The sequence below is a fragment of the uncultured Microbacterium sp. genome, assembly GCF_913776565.1.
Classification (GTDB): Bacteria; Actinomycetota; Actinomycetes; order Actinomycetales; family Microbacteriaceae; genus Microbacterium.
In genome coordinates, this window is record NZ_CAJYPF010000266.1 from 1 (window position 1) to 14,592 (window position 14,592).

9 protein-coding genes and 1 pseudogene are annotated in these 14,592 nt (G+C 71.5%); 7 read left to right on the forward strand and 3 right to left on the reverse strand.

All coding sequences use genetic code 11. The annotated features are described in order from the left end of the window. The first annotated feature begins 575 nt into the window (after positions 1–575). Positions 576–2,543, forward strand: coding sequence for an acetate--CoA ligase (gene acs / locus QZ433_RS14540; RefSeq protein WP_116537208.1), 1,968 nt, complete (start codon positions 576–578; stop codon positions 2,541–2,543). Between the two features lie 66 nt (positions 2,544–2,609). Here the strand turns inward: acs and QZ433_RS14545 are convergent, their stop codons facing one another. Continuing rightward, on the reverse strand, positions 2,610–3,326 hold the full coding sequence (locus QZ433_RS14545) for a phosphatase PAP2 family protein (protein ID WP_295784819.1): 717 nt from the start codon (positions 3,324–3,326) through the stop codon (positions 2,610–2,612). A gap of 151 nt (positions 3,327–3,477) precedes the next feature. Between QZ433_RS14545 and QZ433_RS14550 the strand changes: the two genes are divergently transcribed. The 5 genes from QZ433_RS14550 to QZ433_RS14570 are packed head-to-tail and all read left to right on the forward strand — an operon-like array spanning position 3,478 to position 9,772. After that, positions 3,478–4,905, forward strand: a complete 1,428-nt coding sequence (locus QZ433_RS14550; RefSeq protein ID WP_295784821.1) for a hypothetical protein — start codon at positions 3,478–3,480, stop codon at positions 4,903–4,905. Beyond that, positions 4,902–6,398 carry a lipopolysaccharide biosynthesis protein gene (locus tag QZ433_RS14555; protein ID WP_295784823.1) on the forward strand — a complete coding sequence of 499 codons (1,497 nt, stop codon included), beginning with the start codon at positions 4,902–4,904 and terminating at the stop codon, positions 6,396–6,398. The genes QZ433_RS14550 and QZ433_RS14555 overlap by 4 nt, the downstream gene beginning before the upstream one ends. Further along, positions 6,395–7,699 (forward strand): polysaccharide pyruvyl transferase family protein, encoded by a 1,305-nt coding sequence (locus QZ433_RS14560; RefSeq protein WP_295784825.1) that lies wholly within the window; start codon positions 6,395–6,397, stop codon positions 7,697–7,699. Before QZ433_RS14555 ends, QZ433_RS14560 begins: the two co-directional genes overlap by 4 nt. Before the next feature lie 37 nt (positions 7,700–7,736). Further along, positions 7,737–8,765 (forward strand): acyltransferase family protein, encoded by a 1,029-nt coding sequence (locus QZ433_RS14565; protein WP_295784827.1) that lies wholly within the window; start codon positions 7,737–7,739, stop codon positions 8,763–8,765. Between the two features lie 44 nt (positions 8,766–8,809). Continuing rightward, positions 8,810–9,772: an acyltransferase family protein gene (locus QZ433_RS14570; RefSeq protein ID WP_295784829.1), complete on the forward strand. Its 963-nt coding sequence runs from the start codon at positions 8,810–8,812 to the stop codon at positions 9,770–9,772. A gap of 53 nt (positions 9,773–9,825) precedes the next feature. Here the strand turns inward: QZ433_RS14570 and QZ433_RS15130 are convergent. Together QZ433_RS15130 and QZ433_RS14580 are read right to left on the reverse strand one after the other, a co-directional pair. Then, positions 9,826–11,589: pseudogene (locus QZ433_RS15130) on the reverse strand (glycosyltransferase family 4 protein); the annotation flags it as partial. Positions 11,590–11,909: 320 nt separating this feature from the next. Beyond that, the gene (locus QZ433_RS14580; protein WP_295784832.1) at positions 11,910–12,875 is read right to left on the reverse strand and encodes a glycosyltransferase; all 966 of its coding nucleotides are present in this window, start codon (positions 12,873–12,875) and stop codon (positions 11,910–11,912) included. A 299-nt stretch (positions 12,876–13,174) separates the two neighbouring features. On the opposite strand from QZ433_RS14580, the gene QZ433_RS14585 reads away from it, so the two are divergent. Beyond that, positions 13,175–14,494 carry an Ig-like domain-containing protein gene (locus QZ433_RS14585; protein WP_295784834.1) on the forward strand — a complete coding sequence of 440 codons (1,320 nt, stop codon included), beginning with the start codon at positions 13,175–13,177 and terminating at the stop codon, positions 14,492–14,494. Positions 14,495–14,592: the final 98 nt, after the last annotated feature.

Below are 14,592 nucleotides of genomic sequence, written 5' to 3' on the forward strand. Positions count from 1 at the left end.
CGCTCGATTCCCGCGCCTCGATCGACGAAGAGACCGTCCTCGCCGTTGATCAGCAGATCCGTGATGCGCGGATCGTCGAGGAACGGCCGGAGGAAGGTCAGCGCGGCGTCGTCGGCGGGTGACGCGCCCGGGGAGAGAGATCGGGCGGAGGGGCGGGAGGACATGCCCCGACGCTAGACAGCGTGACGCCGGCACCGCGGGCCGCGGGTCCCGATCAGGGGACGGATGCCGCACCTCGGCGGTTGGGGAGAACGCGGACCGCCGATCCACCCCGGAAAAAAGAAGGGGCGGCATCCCTACAGTGGGGGGCGAGGGATGCCGCCGCGCGCCGGAGAAAAATTGGGGGGCTCTCTCCGACGCGAATGCCGAAAGCGATGTTCGGGCGAAGAACAGACTACGCGCGGGGAGCGACCGAACCCAACTCATCGAACATATTCATCGCGATATATCACCTGTTTCCCACCCGGCGGATGCCAACTATCGGAGGTGGCCCCTGTCGGGGGCGGTCGCTAGCGTGACCGAGTGGAGACGCCGTGCACCGTCGCGGGCGTCCAGGAACGCGAAGGAGCGCCGCGATGAGCAGCCAGATCGACCACCTCCTCACCGAGACCCGCCGGTTCGCCCCGTCGGCCGCTTTCGCCGGCAACGCCGTCGCCGATCGCAGCCTGTACGAGCGCGCGGCCGCCGACCGCGAGGGCTTCTGGGCCGACCAGGCCCGGGAACTGCACTGGCACACACCGTTCACCACGGTGCTGGACTGGTCCAACCCGCCCTTCGCCGAGTGGTTCGCCGACGGCGAGCTGAACGTCGCCTACAACTGCCTCGACCGCCACGTCGAGGCCGGCAACGGCGATCGCATCGCCCTGCGGTGGGAGGGCGAGCCGGGCGACCAGCGCAACGTCACCTACGCCGAGCTGACCGACGAGGTCAAGCGCCTCGCCAACGTGCTGACCGACCTCGGCGTCGAGAAGGGCGACCGCGTCGCCCTGTACCTGCCGATGATCCCCGAGGCGATCGCCTCGATGCTCGCGGTCGCGCGCATCGGCGCGGTGCACTCGGTCGTGTTCGGCGGCTTCTCGGCCGACAGCCTGCGCGCCCGCATCGACGATGCCGGGGCCAAGGTCGTCATCACCGCCGACGGCGGGTGGCGCAAGGGCAAGGTGTCGCCGCTGAAGCCCGCGGTCGACCAGGCCCTCGCGGACCGCAACGGCTCCGGCATCCAGGAGACCGTCGAGCACGTCCTCGTCGTCAAGCGCGGCGAGAACGACGTCGAGTGGACCGACGACCGCGACATCTGGTGGCACGACGTCGTGCCGCAGGCATCGGCGGATCACGAGGCGCAGGCGTTCCCCGCCGAGACGCCGCTGTTCATCCTCTACACCTCGGGCACGACGGGAAAGCCCAAGGGCATCCTGCACACCTCGGGCGGGTATCTGACGCAGGCGGCGTTCACCAACCGCGTCGTGCACGACGTGCACCCCGAGACCGACGTCTACTGGTGCACGGCCGACATCGGCTGGATCACCGGCCACTCCTACGTCACCTACGGCCCCCTCGCCAACGGTGCGACGCAGCTGCTCTACGAGGGAACGCCCGACACCCCGCACCCGGGCCGCTGGTGGGAGCTTATCCAGAACCACGGCGTGACCGTCTTCTACACGGCCCCCACCGCGATCCGGTCGTTCATGAAGATCGGTCGTGACGTGCCCCAGAGCTTCGACCTGTCGTCGCTGCGCCTGCTCGGTTCGGTGGGCGAACCCATCAACCCCGAGGCGTGGGTCTGGTACCGCGAGATCATCGGTGCCGACGAGACCCCGATCGTCGACACGTGGTGGCAGACCGAGACCGGGGCGATCATGATCTCGGCCCTGCCGGGCGTCACCGAGACCAAGCCCGGCTCGGCCCAGGTCCCCGTCCCGGGCATCTCGATCGCGGTCGTCGACGACAGCGGCGAGCCGGTCGGCAACGGTTCCGGCGGGCTGCTGGTGGTGACCGAGCCGTGGCCGAGCATGCTGCGCGGCATCTGGGGCGACCCGGACCGCTACCGCGAGACGTACTGGGAGAAGTTCGCCGACAAGGGCTACTACTTCGCCGGCGACGGCGCCCGCCTCGACGACGACGGCGACGTGTGGCTGCTGGGCCGGGTCGACGATGTCATGAACGTGTCGGGCCATCGCTTGTCGACCGCCGAGATCGAGTCGGCCCTGGTCGGCCACGAGGGTGTCGCCGAGGCCGCGGTCGTCGGCGCGTCCGATGAGACCACCGGGCAGGCGGTCGTGGCCTTCGTGATCATCAAGAGCCGTTATCTGAAGCAGAACCCCGTCGAGGGCCTGGGCGACGAGCTGCGCCGATGGGTGGGCGAGCAGATCGGCCCGATCGCGCGTCCCCGCGACGTCTACATCGTGGGCGAGCTGCCCAAGACGCGCTCGGGCAAGATCATGCGCCGGCTCCTGCGCGATGTGGCCGAGGGCCGCGAGGTCGGCGACACGACGACCCTCGCCGACACGGCCGTGATGAGCGTCATCAGCGCCCAGGTGAAGTGACGACGGGGAGGGATGCCGCGAGCCCCGGCATCCCTCCCCTTCCCACCCGCGACGCGGGGGCGGTGCTCAGGTCCCGATCCGCGAGCGACGGCGAGCGAGGCGCGCGTCCAGCCGCGCGACGAGGATCGCCCCGCCTGCGCGGACGGCCGGGAACACGCCGGCGACCCAGAGGACGGATGCCACGACGTCGCCCGCGTAGTGGACGCCGATGACGACGACTGACACCGACATCCCCGCCACGAGCAGCACACCCCCCACGACCGCGGCGACTCTCCAGCGGGTGTTCCACAGCACGAAGACCAGGGCCAGGGCGAAGGATGCCGTGAACGCGACGTGTCCGCTGGGAAACGACGCATCGGTCACCGATCCGATGACGGGTACGGCCGCGTGGGCGAGTCCCGGGCGCGGGCGGTCGACGAGGAGTTTGGCCGTCTCCGCGGATCCCCAGGTGACCGCGACCGTTCCGAGGAACATCAGCGCCGCCTGCCATCGGCGGGTGCCCCACCCGACGCCCGCGGTCGCGACGAGCATGATGCCCGCGGCCGGAAGCGGCTTCAGCGCGCGGTAGAACGCCTCGGCGAGGGGCGCGAGCGCCGAGGCGTGCAGATGATGCACCGCCCGGGACAGCGCGAGGTCGAGGGGCGCGGCGCGCAGGACGAAACCGACGAGGACGAGGACGACGACGGTCGCGACGGCGGTCAGGACCGCCGCCCGCGCGCGGACCGGCGGCGCGGACAACGCGTTCGTCCGGACCGCGGGCGAAGCCGTCTCAGAGGTGGTCATGCAGGCATGATGCTCCCGCGGACTTCTGAATCAGCCGAACGTCGCCTTCCACACCGACCCGCCCCTGCAACGTCACGGGCAGGAAACGTGACGGACACCGGGGCTCGCTAGCGTGTGCTCAGCACATCCACGAGGCGGGGGCGGGGATCGGATGAGCAGGACTGCAGGGCACCTCATCGCGAGGGCACGACCGGCGGGCGCGTGGCGTCCGTGGCTGCTCGGCGCGCTCGCGACGCTGTTCGTGCTCGGCGGCACCGCGGCCGCCATCCGCGCGATCGACGAGCCGAGCCTGGCCATCGCGGCGCTGATCCCCGCGCTGGCCGTCTTCGTCATCGCGCTGTTCACCGTCCCGGTGCACTGGCTGCCCTCGCTCGCGATGGCGATCCTGGCGCTCTTCCCCACGCGGTACATCCCCGCCGAGGGGCCGTTCAACGCCGTGCCGCCCCTGGCGATCATCATGGGCGTCTGGGTCGTCCGGCGGCTGCTCGCGCCGGAGGGGCGCGGGACACTCCCCGTCGAGAAGCGCTCGGCCCTCGCGGCACGATACGCCGTCTCCGCGACCGGCCTGCTCTTCGCGGTGTGGCTGGTGTGCTCGATCTCCCTCAACGGCTGGGACGAGACGTCGATCGGCTGGTCGGTGGCCTTCGTGACGAGCGTGCTCGTGCCGCTGCTGGTCGTCGACGCGCGTCGAGAGGCGCGACTGCTGCGCGAGACGCTGCTCGTGGTCGGCGCCCTGTCGGGCCTATACATCCTGGGCGAGTCGATCCTGCGGTTCTCCCCGTTGTACGGCACCGCGTCCGGCGATCTCGTCTTCTCGGTCTACCGCGCGCGCGGGGCGTTCTCGCACCCGCTGTTCGCGGCCGCGTTCCTCACCGTTCCGGCGCTTCTCGGTCTCGGGACCTGGCTCACGCAGGGCCGCCGCTGGCCGCTGATCGCCGGGCTGATCGCCGCCGCGGGGGTCATGGGGACCGTGTCGCGCGGCCCGCTCGCCGCCGTCGCCGTCGCGGTGGGGCTCGGCATCCTGATCAGTCCGTTCTTCATCGGTTGGTCGCACGCGAAGCGGTGGATGCAGCTGGTGGTCGTCGCGGCCGTCGGCGGTGTCGGCGCGATGAACTTCGGACCGCTCGTCGAACGGGCGGATTCGATCGAGTCCCGCATCTCGGCCGACGTGCGCGACCGCGCCGTCGAGGTCGCCTTCCGCGCGTCCGACCTGTCGGGATGGATCGGCACCGGTCCGGGGACCTCGGGCGAGACGAGTCGCCTGTTCGACACGATCATCATCGAGAACAGCATGCTGCAGCTGCTCATCAGCGTCGGCATCCCCGGACTGCTCTTCTTCGTCGCCTTCGCCGTGGCCCTGGCCTGGCGCGCCACGGTCACCGGCAACCTCGGAGCGCTGCTCGCCCTCGTCGCCTACCTCGTCGCGATCACCGGCTTCAACACCCTGGACGCGGTGCGCAGCATGCACATCATCATCGGCGTCCTGGCCCTGCTGACCGTCCACGGCGGCGAGCGCGCCGTCACGCCGTCCGCCCCCGCCGCGACCGGTACGCACCCGCGGGAGCGGGAGTTCGCGTGAGCGCGCCGACGCGGAGCCTCGGGCGCACGGCCTCGCGCGGCGCCGTGACGACGATGGGGGCGCAGGGCGTGCGCATCGTCGTGCAGGTCACCGGCATCGTGCTGCTGGCGCGCCTGCTCTCGCCGAGCGATTACGGCGTGACGGCGATGGTGCTGGCGATCGTGGGCGTCGGCGAGATCGTCCGCGACTTCGGCCTGTCCAGCGCCGCGATCCAGGCGAAGACGCTCTCGCACGGACAGCGCTCGACACTGTTCTGGATCAACCTGGGCATCGGAGCACTGCTGAGCATCGCGTGCGCCGCTCTGGCGGTCCCGATCTCGGCGCTCTACGCCGACCCGCGACTGGTGGCCGTCGCGATCGCCCTGGCACCGACCTTCCTGCTCAACGGCTTCTCGACGCAGTTCCGAGCGCACCTGAACCGCGACTTCCGGTTCGTGTCGCTGTCGTCCGTCGAGATCGGCGCCCAGATCACCGGCCTCGGCGTCGCGCTGATGCTCGCCATCTGGGGGTGGGGGTACTGGGCGCTGGTCGTGCAGCAGGTCCTGCCCATCCTCCTGCTGGCTTTCGCCCTGCCGATCGTGGCCGGCTGGTGGCCGGGGCTGCCCTCGCGCACGGAGTCCGTCCGGGGGCTGGTGTCGTTCGGCGGGCACCTGGTGGCATCCCAGGTCCTGGTCTACGCCAGTCGCAACATCGACTCCGTCATGATCGGCCGCTTGTTCGGACCGGCCCCGCTCGGCTTCTACAACCGCGCCTTTCAGCTGATGGTGCTGCCGCTGAACCAGATCAACGCTCCCGCGTCACGCGTCGCGCTGCCGACCCTGTCGCGACTGCAGGACGACCCCGAGCGGTACGCGCGGTTCCTCGCGGTCGGTCAGATCGTGCTGCTGAACGTCGTCGCCGGGGTACTGGCGTTCAGCGTCGCGCAAGCGCCCGCCCTCGTGGCCGTGGCGCTCGGGCCGCGCTGGGAACCGACCGTCCACCTGTTCCAGATCCTCGCGATCGCCGGGTTCTTCCAGGCGGCGGCCTACGCGACGTACTGGGTGTCGCTCTCGCTCGGACTGACCAAGCGCTTCTTCTGGTACACGATCGCGACGCGGCCCGTGGTCATCGGCCTCATCGTCGCGGGAGCGCTGTGGGGGGTCGAGGGCGTCGCGTGGGCGTACACCATCGGCAACGTGCTGGTGTGGCCCGTCGGCATCGTGTGGATGACGCGCGGTACCTTCTTGCGCGGCGCCCCCCTGTTCTGGGCGGGTGCGCGCACCGTCGCCGTCTACGGCTCCGCTGCTCTGCTCTCGGCCGCCGTCACGGCGCTGTGGCCCGGGATCGACGACGTCGCCCGCCTGGCCGTGGGAGCCGTCGTCCTCGTCGCCGCCCTCGCCCTGACCACCGTCGTGCTGCCGGCCTACCGTCGCGATGTCCGCACGATCCTCGCGCTGCGCCAGCACCTGCGCCGGGCGCGGGGACCCCGCACCGCCCGAGAGGACACCCTGTGAGGCTCGGATCGATCCGGCGACGAGTGCGCCGCCTTCCCCGCCAGCTGCTCGACCGCAGCGGCCTGCCGACCCGGCGGTTCGCCGCGCTGCTGCGCTCTTCGACGGGCCGTCCCGGCGAACGCGGTCACGTGCTCATCGCCCCGCCGGGCGCCGGGAACATCGGCGATCAGGCGATGGTCGAGGCCTTCGTCGCGGCGGCCGACCGGCCGGTGACGATCGTCACCCGTCACGACGACGACCTCGTGCTGCCCGCCGACCTGGCCGGCCGCGCGCGGATCGTCGTCCTTCCCGACCTGCTCTACGGCGACGCCCACGGCCACCGCGGGGACGTCCGCGCCCTGGGCGCGCTGCTGGGCGATGCGGCGACGGTGTCGATCATCGGCGCCGACATCATGGACGGCGTGTACTCGCTGCGCCCCTCGGTGCGCCGGTCGACGATCGCCGCGGTCGCGGCCGAACGAGGCTTCGACACCTCCGTCATCGGCTTCAGTTGGAACGGTGCCGCCCCGGGACCGGCCCGCAACGCCCTGCGTGGCGCCGGGACCGCCGGGGCTCGACTGCTGTTGCGCGACCCCGCCTCGGCGGCGCGGGTGCGCGAGCTCGGCATCCCCGGAGTCGTCGAGACCGCCGACATCGTCTTCACCGACGATCGCCGCGCCGACCGCCTCCCCGCGGCACTCGAGGATCTGCCCGCCCCCTACGCGCTCGTCAACGCGAGCGGCCTGATCGCGCGCACGGTCGACCAGGGCGTGGAATACGGCCCGGTGCTCGCCGAGCTGCGGGCGCGCGGCATCCATGTCGTCCTCCTTCCGCACGTGCTGCGGCGCACCGCCGACGACCTCGCCGCCTGTCGAGGCGTCCTCGACGCGCTGCATCGCGGGGGCGACGCCGACGGCGTGACCCTGGTCGAGACGATGCTCGGACCGAGCGAGATCCGCCGCCTCGCCGCGTCGGCGTCGGTCGTCGTGACGGGGCGGATGCACCTGGCGGTGATGTCGCTGGCGCAGGGGGTGCCGGCGGTCACACTCGCCTCGCAGGGCAAGGTCGAGGGGCTCATGCGCCTCTTCGACTGGCCCGAACTGTGCGTGACACCGCGCACGGGCATGGGGACCGGCATCCGCGATGTCGTCGTCTCGGCACTGGACGCCCACGACGCCGTCGACCGTGTGCGTCGCGGGGCGGACCGTGCGCGCGAACTCGCGCGTGCGAACACCGAACGCATCGGCGCGGGGGGCCGCGAGGAAGCCGAGCGTTCGGACCGATTCTTGGGGGAACGGAATGGAAAACACTCGACCGGCTAGCCGGTGGCTTCGCGACGACGTCGGGCGGCGGGACTGGATGGACGTGGTCAAGGGCGCGGCGATCATCATGATCGTCGCCTATCACGTGTCGCTCTTCCTCAATTCGTTGGGAATGGATGCCGCGGGTGTCGGGCGCGCGAGGATCGTTCTCGACCTGTTCCCGATGCCGGCGTTCTTCCTCATCTCGGGGCTGTTCCAGACCCGCATCCAGAGCTGGTCGTTCGCCGACCTCTGGCGACGGAGGCTGCGGCAGTACCTCTACCTGTACGTGGTGTGGTCGCTGCTGCGGTTCGTGTTCTACCTGATCGTGCCGAACGTGCGCGCCGACGGGGCGGGCACCGCGGCATCCGATCCCCTCGCTCTGCTGGGGATCCTGGTCTGGCCGATCAGCTCGTACTGGTTCATCTACGCGCTCTTCGTCTTCACCCTGGTGCTGTGGGCGAGCCGGGTGCTGCCGGCGTGGGTGCTGATCGCGGCGGCGCTGGTCGCGTCGACCCTGATGTCGGCGGGGCTCATCGACACCGAGAACGTGGGATGGAACCGCATGATCGAGTACTTCGTCTTCTTCGTCGTCGGGGCGACGTTCCCGCGGCGCATCCACGCCGCGGTCGAGCGCACGACACCACTGGCGATCGTCGCGAGCATCGTCGCGTTCGCCGGTTTCGCGGCGTTCGCGACCCTCGTCCCCCGGGTCGCCGGCATCCCGGGGGTCGCCCTCGTCGGGCAGGTGCTGGTGGTCGCCGCCGGCTTCACCCTCGCCACGCGGGTCGCCCGCGTGCGCCCGCTCGGGTGGCTGTCGTACATCGGGGTGCGCTCGCTGAACGTCTACCTGGTGCACATCTTCGTGATCGCCCTCCTCGCGATCGGGCTGTCGCACATCGCCGGGTGGCTCGACACCCTGCCCGGACGGGGACTGCTCGTCATCGGGGCGATGACCGCGATCGTCACGGCCCTGTCCATCGTGATCACCCGCTACCTCACCCGGGTGTCGTGGTTGTTCGTCTACCCGTTCGGCCGCTCCGCGGGAGCGAGAGCCGCCCGCGCGAACGCCCGGGAGCCGCGTTGAGTGCCCCGCGGCTGCGGTGGCCCGACACCGCGCGCGGCGGCGCCATGATCCTCGTGGTCCTCGCTCACACCCTTCAGCTGATGACCGCGTACGGGTGGGACATCGGCTGGCTCGCGACCGCGAACACCTTCCTCACCGCGATCCGGATGCCGCTGTTCTTCGTCATCTCGGGAATGCTCGCCGCGAGTGTCGTGCAGCGCCCGTGGGGCGAGGTATGGGCGCGCCGCCTGTGGCTGCTGGTGTACGTCTACGTGCTGTGGTCGGCGGTGCGGGCGATCTGGTTCAGCGTCGTGCCCTGGCCGCTGGGCGACGTGCCGCCGTGGCTGGCGTTCCTGCTGCTGCCGGTGTGGCCGACGACGGGGTTGTGGTTCCTCTTCGCGCTCATCGCCTACGTCGTGATCGCCCGCGCCACCCGTGCGTGGCCGACGTGGGCGGTGCTCGTGCCCGCCGCGGCGCTGTCGGTGGCGGCCGCGTACGACGTCGTCCCCACGGGCGGCAACCCCATCTGGCGCTCGATCGCGCTGTACCTGTTCTTCTTCGTGCTCGGGGTCCGGGCCACGACGGCGTGGAAAGCGCTGGCCGTCCGGACGCGTGTCTGGTGGATCGCCCCGGCGCTGGTGATCGTGCCGGTCTCGTTCGCGCTCTTCACGGTCGTGCCGCCGGCCGCCGCGGGCGTCGCCCGGGTCGCACTGTCCGTGGTGTGCGTGGCGGCGTGCGTCGTGGTGGCCTCGGTGCTGGCGCGCTCGCGCGTGCTGTCAGCGCCGTTCGTCGCGGTGGGCCGCCGGACGCTGCCGGTGTACGTGCTTCACGCGCTGCTCCTGGCCGCCGTGGTCCCGCTGATCCCCGTGGGCTCCGCTCCCGCGACGGCGGTCGCCGCGGTGTCGTGCCTCGGGGCCGTGGCGGTGTGCCTGACGGTCGCGGTGCTGTTCGGTTCGGTCCCCGGGGTGTTCTCGCCCCCGAAGCGATCGCCGAGGGGCGCGAGCCAGATGGACTCCACGCGCGGGTAGACGGTCTCGGCCGCGAAGGTGGTGCGGAAGGACTCGTGGCCGCGCGACGCCCGCTGTTCGCGGTCGGTGTCGTCGCCCATCGCCGCGGTGAGGGCCGCGACGAGCGCGTCGACGTCGCCCGGAGGGATCAGGTGCCCCCGACCGCCGTCGAGGACGTCCGGGATGCCGCCGACCTCGGTCGAGACGACGCAGACGCGACGCGCCAGCGCCTCGAGGATGAACATGGGCATCGCCTCGTCGCGCGAGGGCAGCACCGCGACCGCCGCGAGCTCGAGGAATCCGAGCAGCTCGTCGTGCGGCACGGCGTCCAGGAACACGGCCCCGGGCAGGTCCCGGTCGACGACATCCGGCTCGCGGAGCGGGCCGGCCACCACGAGCGTCCAGTCGGGGAAGAGCGCGTGCACGCGACGCCAGGCGGCGTCGAGCACGTCGACCCCCTTGCGCCGGGACACCACCCCGCCGAACACGACGACGCGCTCGGCAGTCGTCGGGGGCCCCGAGGGAACGGCGTTGGGGATGATGCTCACCCGCTCATCGCCTACGGTCCGCGCGGCGATCCGCCGGGCGGAGTCCGAGAGGGCGATCACGTGGGCGCACGCGGACAGCACGTCGCGCACACGCCCGGGGTGGCGCTCGTCGTAGGCGTCGAACTCGCTGCCGTGCAGGTGCGCGATGACCGGCGCACCGAGACGGGCGGCGAAGCGGGCGAGATGGCCCTCGCGCAGGAACGATCCCCGCTCGGACAGGTGCGCGACGAACACGGCCGGCTCCCCCGAACGCGCGATCCGACGCACGCGTCGTCGCGCGGCGAGGAACAGCCGCACCGCCGTGAGGTGATCGCCGGGATTGCCGCGGGAGGTCACCACGTCCACGCGACACCGCGCGAACGGCCATCCGAGATAGGCGTTCACGACCTGCGTCATGCCCCCGGGGTGATCCCCGCCGCGGCCGAGGTGGAACACGGTCGGCGAGTCGACGGTGGGACGCACGGCCGGTGACGTGCCGTCGCGGCGCAGCAGGGCGGCGAGCTCGGCGCGGACGACGGCCAGACGTGCACGGGCCTCGACCAGCGCCGCGAGCGCCTCGTCGCGGCGCTCGGACAGGGCGATGAGACGGTCGCGCAGGGTGTCGGCATCCATTCCCGTCGTGTTCACGGCGATGTCGCGCAGACCGATCGTGTCGAAGTGGCGCGAGATCTTGTCGGAGTCGTCCAGTTGCAGACCGATCGGCATGGCGCCCTCGGTGTAAGCGGCGATGATGACGTGCAGACGGTCGCTCGCGGCGACGGCGGTGCGCCGGTAGACGGCGCGCAGACGCTCCTCCTGGTCGGCGTGCGCCTCGAGCGCGGGCCACCCGACGACCTCCGCGTCGAGGTCCCGCGCGAGCCGGCGCGACCGTTCCTCGTCGACGCTCACCTGCGTCACGACGACCAGGCGCAGGCCGAGCTGCGCGGCCGCCTCGCGGACCGCGGCGATCCAGGCGGGCTGCGGGTACGGCCGCGGGGCGACCTCGGTGTCGTCGCGCAGCGAGACGACGAACAGATCCCGGATGCCGGCGCCCTCGGCGCGAGCGACCTCGAGGCCCCGCGCGTCCAGGCCTTCGGAGAAGCCCAGGTCGGGCATGGCCGGCCCGAATCCGAGGTACCCCGCCGTTCGGTCGTCTCGCCACCGCGTGTACGAGCTGAGGGCGTTCGAGGGCCACATCAGCGCGCGCGGCAGCGGCGCGAAGTTGCGGGCACCGGCGCCCACGCGGGCGACCCGACCCCCGCGCGCCCGGACGAGTGCCACGGCGGGCAGCATGGCCAGGTGCTCCTTCATGCCGATCACCGTCAACTGCAGCTCACCGGGCTTGTAGATGCTGTCGGCCTCGCCGCGCGCGGCGAACGCGAGCAGCGCCCGGTACCAGTCGACGAACGAGCGGTAGACGACGTCGTCCGGCTGCAGTCCCAGTCCCTCGTCGTACCCCTCGGGCGAGTGGCCCACGTAGACGTGCAATCGACCGCTCTCGCGGGCCCAGTCCAGCAGCGGCCGCCGCAGCAGCACGTCGCCGACGTTCTCGTACTGGCCGCGCCCGACGGCGAAGATCTCGCGCCGCGCGAGGTGCTCGACCCGAGAGTGGTCCGGCGTCTTCGAAGAGTTCACGCGGCTCGCTCCCTCGAGATGGTCAGGTCGTCGATCGTCGTCAGGGCCGCCGCGCGCTCGCAGATCTCGCGGGTGACGGCGGGGCCGGCCACGGCGGTGGCGATGCCGAGGGAGTTCACCAGGGCGGCGATCTGGTCCTGATGGTCGTCGACGTGCTCGCCGCGTGCGGCGTTGCGCACGGCCAGCACCGGGTGCACCCCCAGCGCGAGCATCTCGAGGAGCGACCCCACTCCGGCGTGCGACACCACCACGTCGGCCGAGAGCGCGGCGCGGGTGAAGTCCTCGGGCGCGAGGTAGTCGTGCACCGAACCGGGAAGATCGTCGCGTGAGGTCTCGCCCAGCTGCCAGACGGTCTGCTCGTCGGCGAGTCCGGTCGCCAGCACCGCGTCGACGACCGAGTCGAACCGGTATCCGCGGATCGTGCCCAGCGTGACGAAGAGTCGACGCGGTCGGGCCGGACGCACGCGCGGCGCCGACCGGTACGTGCTCAGGACGCTGTCGCACAGCTTCCACCGGGCGTTCGCCCATCCGGGTGCCTGAGTGCGCAGGTGCACATTCGGCACGTTCTGCAGCAGCCGGCCCGTCATCGAGGGGCCCTCGACGCGGGCGACGCTCTCGATGTATGTGGCCGGGACACCGGCGCTCGCGGCGAGCGGCAGGGCGGCGGTGGCGATGGCCGCGCCGGTGCTGATCGCCGCGTCGAAACGCTCGGCGTGGAAGATGCGCAAAAGCGGAGCCGCGGCCGCGAGAGTGCCCTTGAGGTCGCGCGGACCGACGTAGGGCAGCATGACGCAGCGACGCCCCTCGAGCATCTGCCGACTCTGGGGGGTATCGAAGGTGATCCACAGAGAATCCGGATGCCGCCCGAACAGCGCTTCCAATCTGATCAATTCGGCGAAATGTCCGCCGGTCGAACAAATGAATGCGGTCTTTCCGCCGGCTCCCCACACGGTCGTCGACATGACACCACCGATTCCCCCCTGTATGCGGGCGCGCAGGCCCTCGGACGGTCGCCACGTGCATTCCCCCGAAACGGGACGACCGGGATTCTTCTCTCGGGATGCCGATCGCTCACGCGGCCCTGCATCCCGGGCGTGGCGAAACTGTAGCGCGGTGCGCGGCCGCAATTCGGGGTCGTCGTCGAATTGGCGACGGATCGTCATAGGGAGTTCACATTCGCCGTTATCCGTGGTTTCACAATTGACGTGCGAGAGCGCGTGAGCGAATTCACGAGCCGGACCTGCCGAGGGGATTGCACACGATGGCGACAGAACGCGAACGGCCCATCAGCCGCCGCACCGTCCTGACCGGAGGAGCGTGGGGTGCCGGCGCCGTCGCACTCGGGCTCCTCGCCGCCCGCTCCGCGACCGCCGCGTCGTCGGGACCGACGCCCACCCTGCCCGGCGAGTATCAGCGCACCGCGAACGAGGTGACCCCGGGCGGCGCCCTGTTCGACAACATCTGCGTCACCATCAGCAAGGATCCCGCGCGTCTGTACGTGCCCCAGAGCATCAAGCCCGGAGACGGTCGCCCCGTCCCGGTCGTGTGGTACTACCACGGCTCGGGCGGTGATCACAACGCGCTGGACGGCAGCTTCCGCGCCTCGGCGATGTGGGCGGTCGAGCGCGGCGCGATCGCGATCTGTCAGAACGCGGGCGGCACGCTGTACTCCGCCCCGCGCGCCGTCGACCTGCAGAACGCCGCGCTCAGCTGGATGACGCGGCAGTTCATCGTCTCGTCGACCGTCCTGCGCGCCACCTCGGGCGGCGGCGTGCTCGCCGCCGAGACCTACGGTCGCCGACTCCTGCCGAACATCACGGGCCTGTACGACGTCAATGCGGCCTACGATCTGCGCGCGCTCTACGACGACGGGGGCCGCGGGCGCATCTCGGTGCAGGCGGTGTTCGGCGACGACCTCGCCGCGATCGACGCCGCGAACCCGACACGCTTCGGCCTCGACGTCTGGCGCGGTACGAAGGTGCGCGTGGTCGTTTCCACGCCCGATGACAGCGACACCACCGTTCCCCCGCGCCGCCACGGCCTCGCCCTGATCGACCGCATCACCCCGGTCGCCGCCGAGGCGTCGGTGCGCACGCACACCCTGGGGCACAACACCCCGGGCTTCGCCACCGGCGACTTCACCGCGTCGATGACGCGCTGGGGGTCGCTGCTCGTTCCCGCGGCGCCGACCGCCACGCCGACGCCGACGCCGACGCCGACGCCGACGGTCACAGCCACGCCCACGCCCACGCCCACGGCGACGCCCACGCCCACACCGACCCCGACCCCCGACACGATCGCGCCGACCGTCGCGATCATCTCGCCGGCCTCGGGCACGTCGGTGTCGGGCGTCGTCACGATCCGCGTCTCGGCCACCGATCAGGTCGGTGTGACCGGCGTCACGGTCTGGGCGGGGACCAATCGCCTCGCGGTGGCGACGCAGGTCACCGCGACCGAGTGGCGCGCGGCCTACGACACCCGCAACGTCCGCAACGCCACCTACCCGATCACCGCCAAGGCCACCGACGCCGCGGGCAATACCGCAACCTCGGCGGCCGTCAGCCTGACCATCGCGAACTGAGGGCGGCGGGGCTCACCTCGGCGAGAGGTGGGCCTCGATCACCCGCGCCTGCGACAGCGCCGTGTCGATCCCGGTGGGCGACGGCATCCCGGGTTCGC